The 22,126-nt window shown below is 61.5% G+C and carries 16 protein-coding genes; 3 read left to right on the plus strand and 13 right to left on the minus strand.

The genetic code is table 11. From position 1 onward, the window contains the following. Nucleotides 1–208 precede the first annotated feature (208 nt). On the plus strand, nucleotides 209–1,174 hold the full coding sequence (locus V6B08_RS00100) for a GDP-L-fucose synthase family protein (protein ID WP_341976836.1): 966 nt from the start codon (nucleotides 209–211) through the stop codon (nucleotides 1,172–1,174). A 157-nt stretch (nucleotides 1,175–1,331) separates the two neighbouring features. Beyond that, complete coding sequence (locus V6B08_RS00105; RefSeq protein WP_341976838.1) at nucleotides 1,332–2,585, plus strand: sulfotransferase domain-containing protein; 1,254 nt, start codon at nucleotides 1,332–1,334, stop codon at nucleotides 2,583–2,585. A gap of 3 nt (nucleotides 2,586–2,588) precedes the next feature. Here the strand turns inward: V6B08_RS00105 and V6B08_RS00110 are convergent, their stop codons facing one another. The 13 genes from V6B08_RS00110 to V6B08_RS00170 form a co-directional block, all read right to left on the minus strand. Further along, nucleotides 2,589–6,803 carry a hypothetical protein gene (locus tag V6B08_RS00110; protein WP_341976840.1) on the minus strand — a complete coding sequence of 1,405 codons (4,215 nt, stop codon included), beginning with the start codon at nucleotides 6,801–6,803 and terminating at the stop codon, nucleotides 2,589–2,591. A 128-nt stretch (nucleotides 6,804–6,931) separates the two neighbouring features. Further along, nucleotides 6,932–7,993 (minus strand): sulfate/molybdate ABC transporter ATP-binding protein, encoded by a 1,062-nt coding sequence (locus V6B08_RS00115; protein WP_341976843.1) that lies wholly within the window; start codon nucleotides 7,991–7,993, stop codon nucleotides 6,932–6,934. A gap of 9 nt (nucleotides 7,994–8,002) precedes the next feature. Further along, nucleotides 8,003–8,812 (minus strand): sulfate ABC transporter permease subunit CysW, encoded by an 810-nt coding sequence (cysW, locus tag V6B08_RS00120; RefSeq protein WP_341981545.1) that lies wholly within the window; start codon nucleotides 8,810–8,812, stop codon nucleotides 8,003–8,005. A 65-nt stretch (nucleotides 8,813–8,877) separates the two neighbouring features. Then, nucleotides 8,878–9,735 carry a sulfate ABC transporter permease subunit CysT gene (gene cysT, locus V6B08_RS00125; protein ID WP_341976845.1) on the minus strand — a complete coding sequence of 286 codons (858 nt, stop codon included), beginning with the start codon at nucleotides 9,733–9,735 and terminating at the stop codon, nucleotides 8,878–8,880. A gap of 51 nt (nucleotides 9,736–9,786) precedes the next feature. Continuing rightward, a complete protein-coding gene (locus V6B08_RS00130) occupies nucleotides 9,787–10,773 on the minus strand; it encodes a sulfate ABC transporter substrate-binding protein (RefSeq protein WP_341976847.1) in 987 nt (328 codons plus the stop codon). Nucleotides 10,774–10,827: 54 nt separating this feature from the next. Further along, nucleotides 10,828–12,726 (minus strand): adenylyl-sulfate kinase, encoded by a 1,899-nt coding sequence (gene cysC, locus V6B08_RS00135; protein WP_341976849.1) that lies wholly within the window; start codon nucleotides 12,724–12,726, stop codon nucleotides 10,828–10,830. Nucleotides 12,727–12,730: 4 nt separating this feature from the next. Then, nucleotides 12,731–13,528 carry a sulfate adenylyltransferase subunit CysD gene (gene cysD / locus V6B08_RS00140; RefSeq protein ID WP_341976851.1) on the minus strand — a complete coding sequence of 266 codons (798 nt, stop codon included), beginning with the start codon at nucleotides 13,526–13,528 and terminating at the stop codon, nucleotides 12,731–12,733. 22 nt (nucleotides 13,529–13,550) lie between these two features. Further along, on the minus strand, nucleotides 13,551–14,291 hold the full coding sequence (locus tag V6B08_RS00145) for a phosphoadenylyl-sulfate reductase (protein WP_341976853.1): 741 nt from the start codon (nucleotides 14,289–14,291) through the stop codon (nucleotides 13,551–13,553). After that, a complete protein-coding gene (locus V6B08_RS00150; protein WP_341976855.1) occupies nucleotides 14,288–14,809 on the minus strand; it encodes a DUF934 domain-containing protein in 522 nt (173 codons plus the stop codon). The genes V6B08_RS00145 and V6B08_RS00150 overlap by 4 nt, the downstream gene beginning before the upstream one ends. After that, the gene (locus V6B08_RS00155; protein ID WP_341976858.1) at nucleotides 14,796–16,454 is read right to left on the minus strand and encodes a nitrite/sulfite reductase; all 1,659 of its coding nucleotides are present in this window, start codon (nucleotides 16,452–16,454) and stop codon (nucleotides 14,796–14,798) included. Before V6B08_RS00155 ends, V6B08_RS00150 begins: the two co-directional genes overlap by 14 nt. A gap of 10 nt (nucleotides 16,455–16,464) precedes the next feature. Continuing rightward, entirely contained in the window at nucleotides 16,465–16,764 is a 300-nt protein-coding gene (locus V6B08_RS00160) for a DUF2849 domain-containing protein (protein WP_341976860.1), read from the minus strand. A 17-nt stretch (nucleotides 16,765–16,781) separates the two neighbouring features. Next, entirely contained in the window at nucleotides 16,782–18,167 is a 1,386-nt protein-coding gene (gene cysG, locus V6B08_RS00165; RefSeq protein ID WP_341976862.1) for a siroheme synthase CysG, read from the minus strand. 182 nt (nucleotides 18,168–18,349) lie between these two features. After that, a complete protein-coding gene (locus tag V6B08_RS00170; RefSeq protein WP_341976864.1) occupies nucleotides 18,350–20,584 on the minus strand; it encodes a CHASE2 domain-containing protein in 2,235 nt (744 codons plus the stop codon). A 214-nt stretch (nucleotides 20,585–20,798) separates the two neighbouring features. Between V6B08_RS00170 and V6B08_RS00175 the strand changes: the two genes are divergently transcribed. After that, a complete protein-coding gene (locus V6B08_RS00175; RefSeq protein WP_341976866.1) occupies nucleotides 20,799–22,115 on the plus strand; it encodes a tetratricopeptide repeat protein in 1,317 nt (438 codons plus the stop codon). Nucleotides 22,116–22,126 lie beyond the last annotated feature (11 nt).

Consider the following 22,126-nt stretch of genomic DNA (forward strand, 5'->3'; position numbering starts at 1 on the left):
ATTCATCATCCCGCCATCAAATGAAATTCCGGCACATAAATGCCCGGATACTTTCCTTCTCGCAATATTGCCTACACAAGGCTCAGCCAGCATTATATGGGCTTTAGCCGCTGTTTTGAAGTGGGCGGAGCGATGACCAATTCTGGCGCCCAGGTCATGTTTAGGTTAATTAAAAAGCGGTTTGTTGGCTGATATTTGGGGTAACATGATGGCGCAAGCGTCAGTTTTCGATTTGGCAGGGAAGCGGGTATGGGTTGCCGGGCATCGCGGCATGGCGGGCAGCGCCATCACACAACGCCTGGCCCCTGAGCATTGCACCCTACTGACCACTGACCGCCGCCAGGTAGATTTGCGCCAGCAGTCCGCTGTGTCGGAATGGATGCAGGCCAACCGGCCCGATGTTGTTATCCTGGCCGCCGCCACGGTGGGCGGGATTTACGCCAATTCCACGCGGCCGGCGGATTTCATCTACGACAATCTGATGATCGAGACCAATATCATCCATGGTGCGCATGAAGCCGAGGTCGCCAAGCTGGTCTTTCTCGGCTCCTCCTGCATTTATCCGCGCCTGGCGACACAGCCGATGGCGGAGGCGGCGCTGCTCACCGGACCGCTGGAACCAACCAATGAATGGTATGCGATCGCCAAAATCGCCGGCATCAAACTTTGCCAAGCCTATCGCAAACAATATGGCCGCGACTTCATTACCGCCATGCCCACCAATCTCTATGGGCCGGGCGACAATTACGACCCGCTGAACAGCCATGTGGTGGCGGCCATGCTGGTCAAGCTGCATAATGCCAAACAGCATGATCTGCCGACTGTCGAAATCTGGGGTACCGGCTCGCCGACACGGGAATTCCTTTCCGTCTCAGACATGGCCGACGCGGTGGTGTTCCTGCTTAAACATTATTCCGGCCATGACCACGTGAATGTCGGCACCGGGATCGAAACCAGCATCCGCGACCTTGCCCTGCTGCTGGCCGATATCATCGGCTTTCATGGCCAACTGGTCTTCAATCCGGAAAAGCCCGACGGCATGCCGCGCAAGGTCATGGATATCGGCCAGATCAAGGCGATGGGCTGGTCGCCCGTGCAAGACCTGCGCAGCGGCCTGACCGAAGCCTATCGGGCCTATCTGGCACATCTGGATGCCGAATCGCACTCAGAATGACAGCATTTTTACATGGACGCGTTTATTTTCTCGCGTCATTGTCTGTGTAGCTGAATAAAGAATTCACCGAGAACAAGAAACAATGTGGCCAACTTCTTTCCTGTATAAAAATACCGATGATGTTGTGTTCCAGGCCCCCTGGCCGGATCGTGAGGACTTGGAAAGCTTTTATGCCTTTGCGCTGCCTAAGGCCGGCAGCTCGCTGCTGGAAAGCATCCTGTTCGACATCTCCACCCTTAGCGGGCACACCACCTTCACGCCAACGGTGACGCTATTCGAACACGGCATCAAAGAAGAGGATGTCGATATCGATCAGCCCAATACGTTTGAGGCGCAGGGCTATTGCTTCTCCGGTTTTCGCCACGCCCCGCCCTTCCTGTCTTCGCGCCTGCTGGAAAACCGCAAGGCGATCTTGCTGGTGCGCGACCCGCGCGACATGCTGGTGTCGATGTATTTTTCCATGCGCTACAGCCATGTCGAACCGGGGCCGGGCGCCTATCGCGACTGGTTCCTGGCGCAGCGCAAGTCGCTGGCCGATATTCCCATCGACCGCTTCGCCGCCGGTGTGGCACAGGATCTCAATGCCACGCTGGAGGCCATGCTGGGCTTGCTGCGGCACGCCAATATCAGGCTGTATCGCTACGAGGATGTGATCTACCGCAAGCAGCAATGGATTGAGGATATCGTCAGCTTCCTCGGCCTGACCTTGGATAATGCGGCCCTGGCCGGCATTGCGGCAAAATACGACACCCTGCCCGCGGGCGAGAATGTGAACAGCCATTATCGCCAGGGCCATCCCGGCGACGGCGAACGCAAACTGGAGCCCACTACGCTGATGCGGATCGGCCGCATGCTGGCCCCGCAATGGCAATGGCTGGGCTATCCCACCGAACAGCCACAGGAAGCGCTGGCCCAGTCGGCCGATGTGGTGGCCCGGCTTATACCGCCTTCGCCGTCGGCCAGCATCACCTGCACGCGCCTGGAAGGCGAAATTCCGGATGGCCTTGGCCCGGCACTGGCCCGCGCCTCGCATCCCGGCACGATCAGCCTGAAAACTGGCCGCGCCGAAATCCTTTCCGCCCATCTGGCCACCCGGATCGCCGAGGACGGCACCAAGCGGCTGGCCTATTCCTACATCGTTGCAGTCGGCCCGGTGGCGGAGGAACTTATTTTCGGCTGCCGCATGGTGAATGAACGCGGCGGGGTGTTCTTCGGGCGCAATTCGCTGGCGCTGAACCAGCCGCCGCTGCATTTCCCCGAAGGCGGCACGCTGTGCATCACCTGGGATTTGCCGCATCCGGTGCCGCCCGGCCTCTATCGCTTCAGTGCTGGCTGCTCCTATGCCAACAACCCGACCAATTTCATCGCCCGGGAAGTGGATGCCTTCCAGGCCGCGCTGCCGCAGTCCTGAGCTTCAGGCCGGGGAGCAAATCCCCGGCTTCACCCGATAAATCCGGTATGGTCCGATGGCAGCCTGCAACGCATAGCGGGCAGCTAGGGCTGCCTCTTCGGGGCGGCCGGCAGGACTTAGGATAAAATCGTACTTCCATTCCAAGGCACTCCAGGCTGCAGCTTCATTGCGGGCCAGCCCGGCCCAGAACGCAGCCGCGCGCTGGCGCCCTTCCGGCGCCATGTATGAATCGGACCGGATGCGCGAGAAATCAAAATCGATCCGGCGCCCGGCAACCGATGCCGTGATCTGGTCGCCGCCGAACATGACAATATCGGCGCAGCGGGGCAGCCGCCTCAATTCCGCGATCAGCGCACGATGCGAGGCATCACCAGGCAGCCATGCGCCGCGCATATAGTAGGCCACGGTGGGAATATTGATTGCAGTCAGCAGAAGCATCGCCAGCGCTGCCAGACCAAGCACCAGATTGCCGATCTTCAGGCTGCGGCGCTCAACCAGCGCCATCAGGCCAAAAATGGCCAATGGCACGGCAACAACGCGAAGCCATAAGCCGGATTTCAAGCCGGCATCAGGATAGGCGCCGAATAGGTAAAACAGCAGACCGGCTGCAAACAAAACCAGCAATGCGACAACCAGCCGCCGGCTGTCATCGGTCCGCGCATAGCCGCGCCCATAGGCTACGGCGCCCACCAGCGCCAACGGCAGCGCCATGCCGAATGCGGCCAGCACATACAGCCATTGCACGGAAAATGCCTTGCCTCCGAAAAAAGCCACGTCGGCGCCACTGCCCCACAGCAATGCCTCCGCCAGAAACGGCACCAGCAAAGGCAGTGGCAGCAACGCAGCGCCCACCAACGCGGCCTGGGAATTACGCAGCCCCTGCTCACGATAAAGCTGCACCGCGAACAGCAACAAGAGCAGCACATATGAGAGCAGGATATGCGGCAGCAGGATCAGGCTGCCGAGAGCCGCAGCCACGGCCAGCAATCCAGCAAGCGCGATGCTGCGGCCCGGCGTGGCGGACTGGCTAGCATTCGCCAGCAACAACATCATGCATAGGCCGACAAGCACCACCAGCAAATGCTGCGGCACGAAGATATAGGAGATGAAAACTTCATCCACCCAGATGCTATCGAGAATCAGCCGGGCGCGGAAAAAAGCAAAGCCGATTGCCGGCACCGCATCGATCAGCAGCGGCAGCCCGCCACCAGCCCATGTGGCCAGTAGAACCGCCAGCACGTGCGCCATTCTGGATGCCGTCATCGCCTGGGCCAGTTCAAGCGCAACCACCGGCACGGCGACCGACAAGACAACAACCACAAGCCAGAAAGCGGCAAAACTCAGTTGACCGGGTCCGCTCAGTTGCGCCAGCAGCGCCGCAGGCGCGTAATACAGAAAATTGTAGGCAAAAGCCTCGCCCTTGAAAAAAGCGTTTTCCGGCGGCCAGGATTGCGCCTCATACAATGCCTGTAGCGCGAAGAAATGCTTCGGCAGATCGTATATCTCGGGAAAGCGGTAATTCGCCGCATCGCCCAGCATTGCTACCGGCCAATAGATGGCGGCCACCGCCACCACCCATGAAATCGTTATCAGACCAATAAACGCGCCGGCCCAGGTGAAGCGAGGAAAAGCAGGCACAAGGCCGGATTGGCCGCGATGCCGAAGCGCCAAGACATGGCCGGCGGCGGCAAAGAGCAGGATTGCCGCCGGCATCATGCTGCCGAACAGCCTGAGCGCATAAATAGCGGCCAGCCCAAGCAAGGCGTATCCGACAACCAGACCGGTGCCGAAATGGCTTGCCCTGCCGATGCCGCAGGCAAGCAGGAACGTGCGGCCAAGAAACGCCGCTGCGCCAACCATTGCCATGCCGAACACCGCCAGCAGCCAGTAGGATTGCGGCGTCACGCCGTTTGGCCTTGAAGGCTGGTCGGTGATGCGGAAGGTGAAAACGTCAAGCGCAACCAGTCTGATATCGCCACTGCCTCTGGACCATCCACCCAGGCCGAATGACACGGCGCCCTGCCACGGCCCGGCCTGGCCATTCGCCAGGCCGATATATTGCTGGCCGGGCCGGTAGCTGCCCGGGGCTAGAGAGACCAGCTTCTCACGCCCATGCAGGGAAACATGCGCAGAAGCCGCATTGTTGCCTGTGAGCTGACCGGCAAAAGCCGCCTTCACATAAAACGAGCCTTTGAAGTTCAATGGCTGCGATATGAAGCCGGCGTCGACAGGACTATCGCTTGATACCCTGGGCTGACCGTCGGCAATGGAAAAATCAACCCCGGCCGGCCCCCAGGTCTGCCATTGCAGCATCGACAAATCCGCAACCTTGGTTAATTCGACCCGCCGGCGCGGCACCGCAATCACATATTGCTCGTTATCAACCGCCACCCAATAACCACGCTGTTCCAGGCGCGCGGCGATGCCGGGATCGCGCAACCCCCGCAGCGCAGCCACCACCACAATATCCCAGCGCCGCAAATCGGCCTTGGCCAGCAAATCATTGATGGTGGCCACCAGGGTCAGACGGTTTTGCGCCTGGCTGCCGATAAAAGGCAGCAAGGCCGGCGCAAATTCCTTGTAAATCAGAATTTCGAGAGCCTTATCGGTATCCAGCCGCAATTCATCCACTGCGGCCGTTTGATAAATAAAATCGTAAGCCCGCAGCAGGCGCTTGATCGGCGTATTGGCAGCAGCCGACCGGCTTACTGGCTGCTGCCAGACCACGCTGGGCACAATTTCACCGGGTCGAACAGCCAGCGCCACATTGATCGCAACCACAATCACGCTGCAGAAAGTCAGTATTGCGAATTGCCAGCGTGTTTCAGCCACTAAACGGGCGCCGGCAGCCATGAAAAGCAACAGCAGGCCAGGCAGGAAATAGCGGAAATTCCAGTTGAAGGCCGGCGACAGAAACATTGTCACCAAAACAGCCGCCGCAACGCCAGCTAGCAAAAATGGCAACAGCCTAGGCGAGGCTACCGCCGGCTTGGCCTTGACTGAGGCGGCGCCAATGGTGAAGCGGCGCCAACCTGCCCAGAGCAGTAACGCGCCGCATAAAAACCAGGCGGTGCCACCCATATTGTTGGAAAGCGCCCAGGATAAATGATCGCTTGGCGTCTCGATCACGCCCGGAAATATTCGCGCAAAAGCAAGAACCAGATTGTCGAGCACGTAACTTGCCTGGAACGCGACCTTTTCCACATCCACCCGCTGCATCGGATTGCCATAGACAATCCAGTTGGTCCAGAAACGCGATGAAAAGATCAGCAGGCCGGCACCAGCCCATAACAGCACGGAACGCGGCAGCTTGATCGCGGCAACGGAAAGATCGCGCCCCAGCGCCAGCCCGGCAACGGCGACCAAAACCAGCAGCGGCAGCAATACCGAAATCTTGGCGCCAAAAGCCCAGCTTGCGGCCAGCAGCAGCAAGGCAAGGTTCACGCCGGACCTGTCGCCAAGCAGCAGGCGCAACAGCCAGCCGGCAGCGAACAGGAAGCCTACGCAGCCCAGCAGATCGCCCTTGAGTGTTGTGGCCAGACCAAGGATCGCCGGCATCGATCCAAGAAGCAGCGCCATGCACATGGCGGTGAAGATTGGCGCCCCCAACAGCCGGGTCAACCAGAACACAACGGCCATGAAGCCGGCCAGCACTTCAAGATTGGCATAATTGAAAGCGGCATAGGAACCTGCGGCGAGGCCATAAGCCAGAGCATTCAGTTCGCCGTTCCATTCATTGACGAACAAATTGAGCTGAATGGTCGGCATATGGACAAAAACAGTGCCGTAATTGAGCCAGATCGCCAGGCGCGGCACGCCATAGGTTTGCGCATCCCAGGTATAATCGGCGCCGAGGCCGGAGCGCAGCCAGAACAGCACCAGCAGAATCGCCAGTAAGCCAAGCGGAAGCATGAGCCGCGCCGGCGGAATATCGGCCACGGCAGCAGGCTGAAACCGGTATAGCTGCATTGCCGCATGTGCAGCGGCAACAGTGAGCAACGCACATATAACATAAGCCGGCTGAGACAGCGCATCGAATGCGGAAAGTGCCAGGATCAGTGCATTCTGCCCTGCATTCACCATCATCCAAGCAGCCAGCAGCGCCGTCAGGCAGTCATGGCTGAATCTGGCTGAAAAACCTTTACCTACCACCCAGACCGCCGCCACCTTCAGAAACAGGTAGGCAGTGGGAAGTACAAAATCTGTCATCACCAGCATAAAGCTGACCTTACGGGAACAGAGCGGCCTGACATTGGAATCTACCGGAAAGTGGCTATTTTCTATCCGAGACCATAGTCTCGGTGGACGCCAACCGTCCAGACATATCTAGGGCCGGAGATTATGGCTCAGCCCGCAAACACCTGTGCCCGCCTGAAGGCCAGACGCACCCGCTCGCCTACCTGCAGCGGCCGTTCGGCGAAAGCTTCGCGGGTCTGGCTCACTTCCAGCACCGGCAGACCTCCTTCGACTTCCACCTCGATACGCACATTGGCGCCAACTGAGGAAATGAAGCGCACGATGCCGCTATTCTGCAGCGGTGCACCAGGCACCAGGGCTTCCGCAATGATGTCATGCGGTCGTACATAGAGCTTGGCAGCCCCATCCAGCACACGCAAAGCCGGCAGCAGGCTGGTATCCACCGGACCGAACAGCACCCGGCCATTGCTGATCTGGCCATCAAGCTCGTTGATATCGCCAAGGAAGCGGTTGACGAAGGGGGTCGCCGGTTTCTCATAGAGCGCTTCCGGCGTATCCACCTGTTCGATGCGGCCCTTATCCATGACGACCACGCGGTCGGCCAGTTCTAGCGCCTCTTCCTGGTCATGGGTGACGAACACGGAGGTCATGCCGAGTTGTTCATGCAGGCGGCGCAGCCAGCGGCGCAATTCCTTGCGCACCTTGGCATCGAGCGCGCCGAAGGGCTCATCCAACAGCAGTACTTTCGGTTCAATGGCCAGGGCGCGGGCCAGGGCGACGCGCTGACGCTGGCCGCCGGAAAGCTGCGCCGGCAGGCGCTCAGCCAGCCAGTCGATCTGCACCAGGCGCAGCAACTCGTTCACCCGGCGCTGGATTTCGGCATCCGTCGGGCGCAGTTTGCGCGGCCGCACCCGCAGGCCGAAGGCGACATTCTCAAACACGCTCATATGCCTGAACAGCGCGTAATGCTGGAACACAAAACCGACATCGCGTTCGCCGGCGGTGCGCTGGGCGGCGCTTTTGCCATCGAAGCGGATATCGCCGGCATCGGGCTGATCAAGGCCGGCGATCAGGCGCAGCAATGTGGTCTTGCCGGAACCGGATGGCCCGAGCAGGGCCACCAGTTCGCCACTATTGATGCTGAGGTCTACCGCCTTGAGGGCGAGAAAGGAGCCAAATTGCCGGCTGACGCCGAGGATATCGATCTGCATGGCGCTATCCTATCCGCCGGCCCGTGCCGTGTCGCGCGCCAGACGCCATTCCAGCAGGCTCTTCAAGATCAGCGTGACGATGGCAAGCATGGCCAAGAGCGAAGCGACCGCGAATGCGGCAACGAAATTGTATTCGTTGTAGAGAATCTCCACATGCAGCGGCATGGTGTTGGTCTGGCCACGGATATGACCCGACACGACCGATACTGCGCCAAACTCACCCATGGCGCGAGCGTTGCAGAGCAAAAGGCCATAGAGCAGGCCCCATTTGATATTCGGCAGCGTAACGCGCCAGAAGGTCTGCCAACCCGAGGCACCGAGCACAATCGCCGCCTCCTCCTCCTGTGTACCTTGCTCCTGCATGATCGGAATCAGCTCGCGCGCCACGAACGGGAAGGTGACGAACATGGTCGCCAGCACGATGCCTGGTACAGCGAAGATGATCTTGATGTCATGCTCCTTGAGCCAGGGGCCGAACCAGCCCTGCAAACCGAACAGCAGCACGAAAACCAGGCCCGAGATCACCGGCGACACCGAGAATGGCAGATCGATCAGGGTGATCAGCAGGCTCTTGCCGCGGAAATCGAACTTGGTGATGACCCAGGCGGCAACGATGCCGAAAGCCAGGTTCAGCGGCACGACGATGACGGCGGTGATCAACGTGAGCCGGATTGCGGCCAGCGCCACCGGCTCGGTGAGGGCACGGAGATAGGCCGCCCAGCCCTGACGCAGCGCTTCGGTGAATACGATCACCAGCGGCAGCGCGATGAACAGCGCCAGGAACCCAAGTGCGATGGCGATCAGCGCCCAGCGCAGCATCCAGGCACCAGCCTGATCAATACGCCGTGAGGAGCGGCCGGGCAGAGCATACGTCGCGGCCATGATCAGCGCCCCTTCTCGCGGCGTTCCGCCCAATGCTGCACGGCATTGATCAGAAACAGCATGACGAACGAAGCCACCAGCAAGGCTACGGCGATCGAGGTTGCCTCGGCATAGAGGAATTCCTCCAGTTTGATCACCACCAGCAGGGGCGCGATTTCAGAAATGCCCGGCAGGTTGCCGGCAATGAAAATCACCGAGCCGTATTCACCCAGGCCCCGCGCCAGGGCAAGCGCGAAACCGGTCAGCGTCGCCGGCATCAGGCTCGGCCAGATGACACGGGCGAATATCTGCCAGCGCGTGGCACCAAGGCTTTCCGCTGCCTCCTCGATCTCTTTCTCGAAATCCTGCAGCACCGGCTGCACCGTGCGCACCACGAAAGGCAGGCCGATGAACACCAAAGCCACCACGATGCCGCTGGGGGTGAACGCCACTTTCAGGCCGAGCGCCGCCAGCGGTGCACCGAGCCAGCCATTCTCCGCCCAGAGTGCCGTGAGCGCGATGCCGGCGATGGCGGTGGGCAATGCGAAGGGAATATCCACCATGGCATCGACGATGCGGCGACCGGGAAATTCGTAGCGCACCAGCACCCAGGCTACCAGCAGGCCGAATACCGCATTGATCACCGCCGCAATCAACGCGGTGCCAAAGCTGAGCTTCAGCGAAGCGACCACGCGTGGGGCCTGGATGGTGTTGATGAAGGCATCCCAGCCGAGCGTGGCGGATTTCAGGAACAGGCCGGCCAGCGGCACCAGCACGATCAGCGCCGTCCACAGCAAGGTGAGGCCCAGTGTTAGGCCAAAGCCCGGAATCACGCTGTGGCGTGGCCGGAACGGCATGGCAGGCAAAGCAGTTGTCGCCATTCTTCTAAACCCCCATCATGAAAAGCTGCGAACCGGCCCCGAAATAGATGTTCAGGAGCGCGGCTTGTAGATCTGGTCGAACACGCCACCATCGCCGAAATGCTCCGGCTGCGCCTTGGCCCAGCCGCCGAATTGCTCGTCGATAGTGAAAAGAGAGACTTTGGCGAAGGTGCCGGCATACTTATCGGCAACTTCGCGCAGGCGGGGGCGGTAATAATGCTTGGCGGCGATTTCCTGGCCGTCCTTGCTGTACAAAAACTTCAGGTAGTTCTCGGCAACGGCACGGGTGCCGCGCTTGTCCACCACCTTGTCGACCACCGCCACTGGTGGTTCGGCCAGGATCGAGACACTGGGCACCACGATATCGAACTTGTCCTTGCCAAGCTCATTCACGGCCAGAAAGGCTTCATTCTCCCAGCTCAGGAAAACATCGCCCTGGCCGCGCTGAGTGAACGTGATCAAGGCGCCACGCGCACCGGTATCCAGGATCGGCACATTGCGGAACAATGCCTGCACGAAATCGCGCGCCCCCTGCTTGCTGCCGGTCTTCTTCTCGGCATAGCCCCAGGCGGCAAGGTAGTTCCAGCGCGCGCCGCCCGAGGTCTTCGGGTTCGGCGTGATCACCTTCACATCGGAACGGACCAGGTCACCCCAATCCTTGATGCCTTTCGGATTACCCTTGCGCACCAGGAACACGATGGTCGAGGTGTAGGGCGAGGCGTTGTCTGGCAGGCGCTGCTGCCAATCCTTCGCAATCAATCCATGCCGGGCGATGGCATCGATATCATAGGCCAGCGCCAGCGTAACGATATCGGCATCCAGGCCATCGATCACCGAGCGCGCCTGCTTGCCCGAGCCGCCATGACTCTGGTTGATGGTCAATTTCCGGCCCGGACTGGCCTTGATGAAGGCGGTGTTGATCTCCTGATACAATTCCCGTGTCGGATCGTAGGAGACGTTCAGCAGGGTCTGTGCGCGGGCTGGCAATGCAGCGCCAAGCGCAATAGCTGCGGACAGAATGATCCCGTGAATTCGCATGACCTCTCTCCCTTTGATTGGCGAGCGGACGCTGAAGGTCCAGGCTTGCGCTGGTCAGGCAACCGCCGTGCCGGCGGCCACAGAAAACTGACGATCGGCATAATCGACAAGCAATTGCGCGGCCAGCGGTGCAGCAAGCGCCCCCGTGTCGACCACCAGATCGGCCTGCCGCGGTACCTCGTAAGGCGCACTCACGCCGGTAAAATTGGCGATCTCTCCGGCCAACGCCCTTTTATACAGCCCTTTCGGGTCACGGGTACGACAGATATCAAGATCAGCGCTGACAAAAATTTCATGGAACCCCGGCCCGATAATGCCGCGGGCATGATCGCGATCAGCCTGGGCCGGTGAAATCGCCGCCACCATGACGATCAGGCCAGCATCGGCCATCAGCTTAGCCGTCTCGGCCAGACGACGGATATTCTCCGCCCTTGCTTCCGGCGTGAAACCGAGATCGCGATTGAGACCGTGGCGCACATTATCGCCATCCAGCACATAAACCTGGCGGCCGCGCGCAAAAAGCTGGCGCATCGCTGCCATCGCCACAGTGGATTTGCCGGCAGCCGAGAGGCCGGTAAGCCACAGCACGCCACCGCGATGACCATTCAACTGCGCCCGGTCCGCCGCCGTGACCGAGGCATCGACCCGAGTGATATCCGAAAGCTGGCCACCTTCGGCGGACTCGACCACAAAGCCAGCGACGATGTGGAAGTTGCGCGCCAGCACGCCACGCCCGGTGCGAGCCATGGTTTCGTAGCGATCCAGCGCCAAAGGCTTGCGGGTGCGCAGCACCACCCGCGCCACGCCATTGCGCTCGACCTGTGCAGCCTTCACCGGCTGCAGCGTCTCAACGTCGATTACTTCCTCGATGGTCTCCACCAGCGCATCGGCTTCCGCCGTACCGATCTTGAGCGTAAGCCGCTGGCCGACATGCAATGCTTCCTTGTCGAGCCAGAACAGCCGCGCCAGCACACGGGTGGTTTCCGATGGCGCCTGATCCGGCGCAGTAGCCAGCGCGCCGCGCTCCACGAACACGTCTTCATCCAGGGTGAAGGCGACGCTTTCGCCGGCCTTGGCCTCCAGCGGCGCCACCTTATTGCCCCAAGCCTCGATCGAAGCGACATTGGCCTCACGCCCACCCGGCGTGAAACGCAGGCGGTCACCGATCTTCACAGTACCGCTTTCGATCCGCCCGACGATGATGCGCTTGTCGTCGACCCGGTAGAGATCCTGGATCGGCAGACGCAACACTTCATCGACAGCATCCTTGCGGTCCGGGAAGGCATCCAGTGCTTCGAGCAAAGTCGGCCCCTGATACCAGGACATTCTGGTGCTGGGTTCCGCGATATTGTCGCCCTGCTTGGCAGAAAGCGGCACAATGGCGGCGGCCTCAATACCGATGCCGGCGAGATAGCCGCGCACAGAATCGGCCACCGCCTGGAAACGCACGGCATCATGCTCGATCAGGTCGATCTTGTTCACCGCCACCGCCACTTGGCGCAGGCCCAGCAGATGCAGCAGATAGGCGTGCCGCCTGGTCTGTTCGGCAAGGCCCTGGGCCGCATCCACCACCAGGATCGCGGCATCGGCCTGAGCCGCACCGGTGACCATGTTCTTCAGGAATTCCTTGTGGCCCGGCGCATCGATAATGACATAGCGGCGCTCGGCGGTGTGAAACCAGATCTGCGTCGTATCGACGGTGATGCCCTGGTCACGCTCCACCTGCAAGGCATCGAGCAGGAAGGACCATTCAAATTCCAGGCCGCGCTTTTCCGACACGGCACGCAACTGTTCCACCTTGCCGGTGGGCAACGAGCCGGTATCATGCAGCAGGCGCCCCACCAGGGTCGACTTGCCATGATCGACATGGCCGACGATGACGATGGGAAACGCCCGGCTGCGCTGGGTCTTCGATGCGGCCTTGATGCGGTCGGTCAGGTTCACAATGGTCATGGTTTCACATATACCCAGCGACGCGCAACCGCTCGAATGCGTCCTCCGAGTCGTGATCCATGGCACGGCCAGCACGTTCCGGCTCGCGGGTCACTTCAAGTTCGCTGATGATCTGGTCGATATTGCCGGCCTGGCTATCAATCGGGAAAGTAATGCCGATCTCGCCCAGTGAGCGGAAACGCTTGCCTTCCTTGGCAAAATACAGCGGCACCACCGGGATACCCTCGCGCTGTATGTAGCGCCAGATATCCAGTTCGGTCCAATGCAGCAGCGGGTGGATGCGCATATGCACACCCGGCGGCAGTTCCGAGGCGAAATGATCCCAGAGTTCGGGCGGCTGGTCGCGGAAATCCCAGGCACCATCCTCGGCACGCGGGCTGAATACCCGTTCCTTGGCGCGGGTCGCCTGCTCGTCGCGGCGGATGCCGGCGATCACGCCCTTGAAACCATACCTGGCGATGGCTTCCTTGAGGCCCAGGGTCTTACGCGCCGCGATACGGGAATTATGCGGCAGGGTCGGATCGGTGGCTTCCAACGGCGGGCACATATCCTGGATCAGTTCCAGGCCCCATTCCTTGGCGTAGCGGTCGCGGAAGGCATAGGTCTCGGGGAATTCCAGGCCAGTATCAAGATGGGCCACCGGAAACGGCACTCGGCCCAGGAAGGCCTTCTTGGCCAGCCAGATCATGACATTGGAATCCTTGCCCAAGGACCACAGCATCGCCAGCGGCTTGATGCGGCTATAGGCCTCGCGGAGGATGTAGATGCTCTGGGCTTCCAGCCAGTCGAGATCGTCGGTCATAATTTCACAAACTTTCAGCGTTCTATTCTTCACCAAGGCGGCTGGCCGGTAAAGGCATATGGAGGCCGCATTCGACTTTGTCCTGGCCGCGCCAGCGGCCCGCGCGCGCATCCTCGCCGGGCGTGACCGGCTGGGTACAGGGCGCGCAGCCGATGGAAAGATAGCCCTGGTCTGCCAGCGGATGCGCAGGCAGACCGTGGCGGCTGACATAGTCGGTAAGTTCCGCTGCCGTCCAGCCGGCCAGCGGATTGAATTTCAAGCGGCCATCCACCGCCTCCACCAGCGGCAGAGCGGCCCGGCTCCGGGCCTGGAAGCGTTTGCGGCCATTGATCCAGGCCTCGAAGGGCTTCAGGCCGCGCTGCAGCGGCTCCACCTTGCGGATGGCGCAGCAGGCATCGGCATCGCGGAACCACAGAGTGCCACTTGGATCCTTGGCCCCCAGCAATGCCGGCTCGGGGCGCAACACGCGCAGATCGGTAAGGCCGAACTGCGCCGTCAACTGCTCGCGATAGGCCAGGGTCTCGTCGAACAGCTTGCCGGTATCGATGAACAATACTGGTGTTGCCGGATTCACCTGCGCCACCAGATGCAGCAGCACGGCGGCATCGGCACCGAAGGACGAGACCAGGGCGATGCGCCCGGGGAATAATTCATCAATCGCCACGCGCAGCATGTCGGTTGCCGACAGCCCGGCAAAGCGCCGGTTCAGCACCGCCGCCGTATCGGCGAGCGCGTCGCCGCCTATGTCGAGCGCGGCACTCACAGCCCTGCCTTGCGCGCCAGGCGCTGCTGCAGGCCGAGACGCACATTCTGCGCCGTGGCACGGTCATCGCCAGTCGGCTGATAGAACACGGTCATTTCCTGCAAGGCCGCCTTGAACACCTTTTCGGCATCGGGGCGGTTGATCTCGAAGGCGTCGAAGCCGGCACGGTGCATGTAGAGAAGCTGATCGCGCAGCACCTGGCCGGTGGCACGCAATTCACCCTGGTAGCCGAGATGCTCGCGCAGCACACGGGCCTGGCTATAGGCGCGGCCATCGCTGAATTTCGGGAAATTCAGCGCGATCAGGGCGAAACGGTGCACATCGCCGTTCAGTTCTTCCGGCGCCGCCGTGTTCGGCAGGCTCAGACCCAGCGGCGCGTTGCGCTGTTCGAGCTGCGCCTTCTGCTCCTGCCAGCGTTTCAGCGACACCACGGCCTTGCCGTCCGCCGGCAATTCCGCGTCATCCGCCACCAGGATCCAGTCGTCAGTGGTTTCGATCCCGTTCTTAATGAGCGGCATAGACCTTCTCCTTGAACGGGGCGAGGCCGACGCGGCGATAGGTATCGAGGAAACGTTCACCTTCCTGACGCAAACCGAGATAGGTCTCGACCAGTGTATCGATGGCATGCAGCGCGTCCTGCTCATTCAGCGCCGGGCCGATCAGATCGCCGAGTGCCGCATCGTCGCTGGCGGAGCCACCAATAGTGATCTGGAAGAATTCCTCGCCGGCCTTGTCGACGCCGAGGATGCCGATATGGCCGACATGGTGATGCCCGCAGGCATTGATGCAGCCGGAAATCTTGATCTTCAGTTCACCGATATCCTGCGCCCGCTGCCAGTTCTTGAAACGCAGCGCGATGGCCTGGGCAATCGGGATCGAGCGCGTGTTGGCCAGCGCGCAGTAATCCATGCCCGGGCAGGCAATGATGTCGGAAACCAGTCCGATATTCGGCGTCGCCAGCCCTTGCGCCTTCAGCGCCCGCCACAACACCGGCAGGTCGGCCTGGGCGACATGCGGCAGCACCAGATTCTGTTCATGGGTGACCCGGGCCTCACCGAAGGAATAGCGCTCAGCCAGATCGGCCACCGCCGCCAACTGGTCCGCGGTAATGTCGCCCGGCGGCTTGCCTTCCTCTTTCAGCGAGATATTGACGATGGCATAGCCGGCCTGGCGATGTTTCACCACGTTTTGGCGGTGCCAATGGGCAAAGTCGCGGTCCTGGCGCAGGCCTTCCAGCAGGGCAGCTGGCGGCGCAGCAGGCAGGTCGGCATAGGCCGGCGGCGCGAACTGCGCCGTGATGCCGTCAATCACGTCCTGCGGCAGCTTCAGCGCGCCATCCTTGATCAACGCCCACTCGGCTTCCACATCCTCGCGGATCTTCTCGATCCCGGTCTCGTGCACCAGGATCTTGATCCGCGCCTTGTAGAGATTGTCGCGACGGCCATAGCGGTTATAAACACGCAGGATGGCTTCGAGATAGCTCAGCAGATGCTGCTTCGGCAGGAAGCTGCGAATGGTCTTGCCGATGAACGGCGAACGGCCGAGACCACCGCCGACAAAGACCTCGAAGCCGGTTTCGCCGGCATCGTTCTTCAGCATGCGCAGGCCGATATCATGCACACGCACGGCGGCGCGGTCATGCGGCGAACCGGTGACGGCAATCTTGAACTTGCGCGGCAGGAAGGCGAATTCCGGGTGGAAGGTCGACCATTGCCGGATGATCTCGCACCACACCCGCGGATCCTCGATCTCGTCGGCGGCGACGCCGGCATACTGGTCCGTGGTGGTGTTGCGGATACAGTTGCCCGAGGTCTGGATGGCATGCATCTGCACTTCCGCCAATACGGCAAGGGCTTCCGGCGCATCCTCCAGCTTGATCCAGTTGAACTGGATATTCTGCCGCGTGGTGAAATGGCCCCAGCCACGATCATAGCGGCTGGCGACGCGCGCCAGGCCGCGGAGTTGATGCGAGGCCAGCGTGCCATAGGGAATGGCGACACGCAGCATGTAGGCATGGAGCTGCAGGTAGAGGCCGTTCTGCAGCCGCAGCGGCTTGAACTCGTCCTCGCTCAATTCGCCGCTGACACGGCGCTCAACCTGACCACGGAACTGCGCCAGGCGTTCATCGATCAGTTGCTGGTCTAATGGATCATAACGGTACATGACGGTTTCCTCAGGCTGCTTCCGTGGTCGGTCCCTGAGCGCGGATACGCTCGCGGAACTGCACCGGCAGCGGGGGCGTGCTGCCAGGCTCGACCGGCACCAGATAGGGTGCCACTACAATATTGCGCGCCGCCTGGGCATTGGCTTCGGCCAGCAGGCTGGCGGCGGCGGCTTCGTCCGGTGCCACGACGGCATCCTTGATGCTACGGCTCCAGGCGGAATCGGCGGTGAGATAGACCACATCACCGCGCACCAGATGATTGGCGGTGACAATCTGCGGGTTGTGCTTGAGCTTCGGGGCTTTGGCCATGGGGCGGGGCTCTTTTCCTAAGCGATCTTGCGCTGCTGGTGCATGGATTGCGTGGCGCGGGCGCGCGCCGCCACGGCACCAAGCACCAGCAGGGTGGGGCCGGAGCCGTGACGGGCACCGAGCGATACCAGGTCGGCAAGCCGGCCCTGGCTGACAACCTGGTCCGGGCGGCTGCCATTCTCGATCAGCGCCAGCGGCAAGTCTGCGGAGACGCCATGGGCCAGCAATGCATCGCGGATCGCCGCCGCCTGGCTCAGGCCCATATAAATCACCAGCGTCTCATCGGCCTTCACGCGTTCAGCCCAGCCGAGTGCTGCTTCGCCGCTCTTGTCGTGGCCGGTGACGAGCGTAAGCGCGCGGCTCATGTCGCGATGGGTGAGCGGGATGCCGGCGGCTGCGGCACAACCGAGCGCCGCCGTGATGCCGGGAATCACCACCACCTCAGCGCCATGCGCCTCAAGGTGATCCACTTCCTCGCCGCCACGGCCGAAAATGAAGGGGTCGCCGGCTTTCAGCCGCACCACGCGCTTGCCGGCTTCCGCCGCCTGCAGCAGCAAGGCATTGATGCCGGCTTGGTCAATGCGGTGGCTGCCTTTGCGCTTGCCTACCGGTACACGTTCGGCATCGCGGCGGGCGCGCTCCAGCACCGCCGGCGCCACCAGATCATCATAGAACACCACATCGGCGCTGCTCAGCGCCCGCTGCGCGGCGATAGTCAGCAGATCGGGATCGCCAGGGCCAGCGCCAACGATATGCACCACACCAGCGATTTCAGCTTGTGGCCGGTTCAGTTCACGCAGCATGGTTTCGCGCGCGGCACCAAGGCGGCCTTCCAGTGCCTGGACCGCCGCCGGGCCATCGAACACCCGGCGCCAGAAGGCGCGGCGGCGTTCGGCATCGGGCAGTACACGGGCGACACTGGCGCGGAAATCTCCGGCCAGCTTCGCCAAGTCACCGAGCCGGCTCGGCAGCATCGCCTCGATCTCGGCACGCAGGCGACTGGCCAGCATCGGCGCGCTGCCCTCGGTGGCGATGCCGACGGTGATATCGCCCCGGCGCACGATGGCCGGCACGGTGAAATCGGAAAGGTCGGCGCGGTCGACAACATTGATCAGCAGGCCGCGCGCCCGGGCTGCCGCCGCCACCTGCTCATCGACACGCGGATCGGCGCTGACGACGATAAGGAAACCTTCCAGCGCCGCCGGGGTGAAATCCTCAGGCCGATGCCGGATCACGCCCTCGGCCGCCAGGCCGGCCAGTTCGGCATTGAGTTCAGGGGCGAGCACGGTAAGCACGGCCTCCGCATCGCGCAGCAGGCGCAGCTTGCGGGCAGCATTCTCGCCGCCGCCAATGACCAGGACCGGTCGCTGGCGCAGATTGAGAAAGGCAGGAAAGGACGACATCGGGGCGGCTCCAGGGGCAGCATCGCTTAGGAACGCCCGGATCGGCATTCCCCGCTAGCAGTCTGTGCCAGGGAATATTTTACACTGACATTCTATAGTCAATACAGTTTCACATAAATTCATTTAGTTTTATTATATTTCACATAATAAAAATGATAAAACAAACTAACCAATTGATTTATCTACTTTGACGTCGCGATGTACACGCCGGTCCAGTTTTCGCCCGGCGGGTTGGCGCGGTATTCCCCGATCCGCTCCAGATAGAGGTCGTACAGGTCTTCCAGTTCGGGATTGGCCTGGCTTTGAATCCGGATCGCCGCCTCGGCGGCATCCCAATCCTGGCTGCGATAGGCCGCCAGCATGGCGGCATGATCGGCCTGCAGTTTCTGAAAACCAGTATCGGCTGCCTTGGTGGCATCGCCGAGCAGGGCAAAGATCCGCACCGCCTCGGTCTTGCCCTTCACGGCGATCAGATCCAGTTCCAGCATCGCCCAGCCCGCCTTGGTCGCTTCCCGGGTCGATTCGCCCACCACGATGCCGACACCATAGGTCTTGGACTGGCCCTCGAGCCGCGAGGCCAGGTTCACTGCATCGCCGAGCACGGAATAATCGTAGCGCTGTTTCGAACCCATATTGCCGACCACGCATTCGCCGGTATTGAGGCCGACGCCGATATTGATCGGCACGAACGGCTTCGAGGCGGCCTTGGCTTCCGCCTCCAGCGTGGCATTAAGCTGCTTAAGGCGCTCGAACATGCGCAGGGCCGAGGCGCAGGCATGGTCGGCATGGTCCGCATCATCCAGCGGCGCATTCCAGAACGCCATGATGCAATCGCCCATGTATTTGTCGATGGTGCCGCGGCGATCCAGGATCACGTTGGTCATCGGGGTCAGGAAACGGTTGATCAGCTTGGTCAGGCCCTGTGGATTGCCCTTGAACTGCTCCGAAACAGCGGTGAAACCACGGATATCGCAGAACAGGAACGTCATGATGCGGGTCTCGCCGCCGAGCTTGACGCGCTCAGGATGCGCCGCGAGCTGCTCCACCAGGGCCGGCGAGACATAGCGCGAGAACACGCCGCGCACCTGGCGCTTTTCCGTCTCCGTGCGCATGTAGCCGATAAGCGAGCCGGAGAGATAGATCAGGAAACCGGCCAAACTCGGCGACACCGGATCGACCAGCAGGGCATGGACGCTGTAGCCATACCAGGACAGGCCGAAAGCCAGCAGGATGGCGCCGCCGCCGAACAGCGCCGTGCTGAGTGCCCCGCCGCGCGCCAGCAGGGCGATCAGGCCGAGGCCGAGCACCAGGGTGAACACCCATTCCAGGCCTTCCGACCAGTCCGGCCGCTGCAGGTAATGGCCGAGCAGCACCTGCTCGATGGCCTGCGCATGGGCCTCCACGCCCGGCATCACCGGATTGATCGGCGAGGGGCGGATATCACGCAGACCAGCGGCGGATGTGCCGATCAGCACGATATTGCCTTCGACCAGGGCCGGATCGAACTCGCCGGTCAGCAGCTTCCAGGCCGAGAGGTAGCGTTTAGCCTCCGGCGGGGTGAAATGAATCAGAATCTGACCATCGGCGGTAGTCGGCACTTCATAATTGCCGATCTTGATGCTGTTGATGCCGGTGGCGGCGCCGAAGGCGGTCTGGCCGCTGGCGCCCGATGACCGCACGACATAGCTGCGGGCATTCTGCGCCACCCGCAGCGCCTCGGCGACAATGCTGGGCAGCAACTGGCCATTCAACTGGAACAGCAGCGGCACGGTACGCACCACCAGGTCGCGACCAGGATGGAAATTGAAAGAGCCATTGCCCGCTGCCGCCGCCTCGAAGGCCGGCAGGGTAGGCACCGTGCCGTGGAAATCGCCTTGCAGGAAGGGGCGCGGATTGTCGCCGGCGGTGGCAAAACCCGCACGCAGCCTGGGCTTGCGGTCATTCTTCTCTTCCGTGAGGACAAAGCCGGTAACGGCATTCTTGGCCTGGCCCAGAATGTCGGCCAGCATGGCATCGTGGTCCGGCAGGTCGGCGAGACGCTGGGCGATATCCTCGGCGCCGGTGATCTTTTCCCACAGCTTGGCTACCTGGCCCGGCGAGGTACGGTCCGGTTCCGCGAAGACGATATCGAACACGATGGCGGCCGCCCCCGCGTTGGCGATTTGCGCCACCATCTCAGCAACCACTGGGCGTGGCCACGGCCATTGCAGACCGACTCGCTCCAGGCTCTCGTCATCAATGTCTATCACTCGAACGGGTGTATCCTGGAACGTCCGGGGTGAGATACGCTGGTAATAGTCGAACACAATTGTGCGGAAATCTGTCAGGAGGCCGGCCGGATCCAGCCCACGCAGGCCCAGTACCACCACGAGAACCAGGGTGGGCACATAAACACTGGCTTGCTTGAACCACTTCATGCTTACCCCCGCAGACTTTCCGCCCTGTTGTGGATGTTTCCACGCCGCATCGTAGCTTTACCGTTAATTCGCAGATTATCGCCTTGAATCCGCTTCGCAACGAACAAGAATTTGCGTATTCTTCGCTTGGTTGCAAGCAGCGTACTGCAAGTAGTGCTTTGGGGAAGCTCCAGACGTGTCGCCACATAAACAAAAGACTTCGCGCCGCCTCACCATGTCCGCGCTGGCCATCATTGGTGGCTTGCTTTGCTCGGGCGCAGCTTCGGCACAGCAGCAAATCAACTACACGCCGGAATACGATGCAGCTTTCAAGGCGATGCTCAGCGATCCTGGCAATCTCGACAAGACCTTTGCTTTCGCCAGCGAGGCGATCAAGGCCGGCGATCTGGAAGGCGCGGTAGCGGCGCTGGAGCGGATGCTGTTCATCAACCCGAATCTGCCGCGCATCCAGCTTGAACTCGGCGCCTTGTATTTCCGCCTTGGCTCGTTTGAGGCTGCGCGCGCCTACTTTCTGACCGTCAAGGATGATCCGAACGCACCGGCGGAAGTGAAAAGCAAGGTCGATGCCTTCCTCGCCGAAATCGACAACCGCCAGAAGCGGCATAAATGGTCGGGCTCGCTGTTTGCCGGCATACGCTGGCAATCCAACGCCAACACCGCTTCCGCCGATGGCGTGGTATCGGTGCAGGGTGTCGCGTCGACGCTGGACTCGCAGTTCACCCAGAAGCGGGACTGGAATGCCTTCGCGGCGCTGAGCGTCAAGCATACTTACCAGATGGATCCGGCGCAGCCCGATACCTGGGATACCAGCATCACCACCTTCGGCTCGCGCCAGATGCGGCAGGAAACCGTGGATGTCACGCTCGGTGAAATCACCACCGGGCCGAGCCTGAAGATATTCCCCGGCAACGACTACGATCTCACCTTCCGCCCCTACGGCCTGATCACCTATGTGGCGATCAACGATGTGCGGGATTTCTTCGCGCCCGGCGCCGGCGCCTCGCTCAGCGCCACGCTTGATCCGTTGACCTTGGCCGAATTGTCGACGGAATGGCGCGACAAACGCTACCGCGACAGCTTCAAGAGCCCGACCAAAAGCGACCGCGATGGCATCGAACGTGCGTTGCGCGCCCGCATTGTCCGCGTAATCAACCAGGATCTCAGCCTCAATCTCGGCGGCAGCCTGACCAAGCAGGAAACCCAGGCTGACTCGCAGGGCAATTTCGAATATGCCTGGACCTTCGGTGCCGCTTGGAATTTCGACTCGCCACTTGATGGCACGATGCCGCGCTGGACCTTGATCGGCAGCGTTACCCGCGCCTTCACGCCCTATGAGACACCCGACGCCACCATCAATGCGAACGTGACGCGCTTCGACAAGGATTGGCGTTTCTCGCTGACCCAGGCGGTGCCGCTGAACAAGGACTGGACCGCGATTGCCATGCTGGCGCGCACCATTCGCACGTCTTCGCTGCCGAACTACCAGTATACCAACAACGCGTTGACGCTCGGCGTCAGCTACCGTTTCTAGGAGCACAAGCC

Origin of the sequence: Ferrovibrio sp. MS7 (genome assembly GCF_038404985.1) — a bacterium.
GTDB classification, from domain to species: Bacteria; Pseudomonadota; Alphaproteobacteria; order Ferrovibrionales; family Ferrovibrionaceae; genus Ferrovibrio; species Ferrovibrio plantarum.

What these genes read in the sequence shown, in the direction of transcription:
- V6B08_RS00150 (WP_341976855.1), bottom strand. Translation starts at nt 14,809, where the DNA reads ATGCCGCTCATTAAGAACGGGATCGAAACCACTGACGACTGGATCCTG.
- cysD (WP_341976851.1), bottom strand. Translation starts at nt 13,528, where the DNA reads ATGACCGACGATCTCGACTGGCTGGAAGCCCAGAGCATCTACATCCTC.
- V6B08_RS00115 (WP_341976843.1), bottom strand. Translation starts at nt 7,993, where the DNA reads ATGCAGATCGATATCCTCGGCGTCAGCCGGCAATTTGGCTCCTTTCTC.
- cysG (WP_341976862.1), bottom strand. Translation starts at nt 18,167, where the DNA reads ATGTCGTCCTTTCCTGCCTTTCTCAATCTGCGCCAGCGACCGGTCCTG.
- cysW (WP_341981545.1), bottom strand. Translation starts at nt 8,812, where the DNA reads ATGCTGCGCTGGGCGCTGATCGCCATCGCACTTGGGTTCCTGGCGCTG.
- cysT (WP_341976845.1), bottom strand. Translation starts at nt 9,735, where the DNA reads ATGGCGACAACTGCTTTGCCTGCCATGCCGTTCCGGCCACGCCACAGC.
- cysC (WP_341976849.1), bottom strand. Translation starts at nt 12,726, where the DNA reads ATGACCATTGTGAACCTGACCGACCGCATCAAGGCCGCATCGAAGACC.
- V6B08_RS00110 (WP_341976840.1), bottom strand. Translation starts at nt 6,803, where the DNA reads ATGCTGGTGATGACAGATTTTGTACTTCCCACTGCCTACCTGTTTCTG.
- V6B08_RS00160 (WP_341976860.1), bottom strand. Translation starts at nt 16,764, where the DNA reads ATGGCCAAAGCCCCGAAGCTCAAGCACAACCCGCAGATTGTCACCGCC.
- V6B08_RS00155 (WP_341976858.1), bottom strand. Translation starts at nt 16,454, where the DNA reads ATGTACCGTTATGATCCATTAGACCAGCAACTGATCGATGAACGCCTG.
- V6B08_RS00100 (WP_341976836.1), top strand. Translation starts at nt 209, where the DNA reads ATGGCGCAAGCGTCAGTTTTCGATTTGGCAGGGAAGCGGGTATGGGTT.
- V6B08_RS00175 (WP_341976866.1), top strand. Translation starts at nt 20,799, where the DNA reads ATGTCCGCGCTGGCCATCATTGGTGGCTTGCTTTGCTCGGGCGCAGCT.
- V6B08_RS00130 (WP_341976847.1), bottom strand. Translation starts at nt 10,773, where the DNA reads ATGCGAATTCACGGGATCATTCTGTCCGCAGCTATTGCGCTTGGCGCT.
- V6B08_RS00170 (WP_341976864.1), bottom strand. Translation starts at nt 20,584, where the DNA reads ATGAAGTGGTTCAAGCAAGCCAGTGTTTATGTGCCCACCCTGGTTCTC.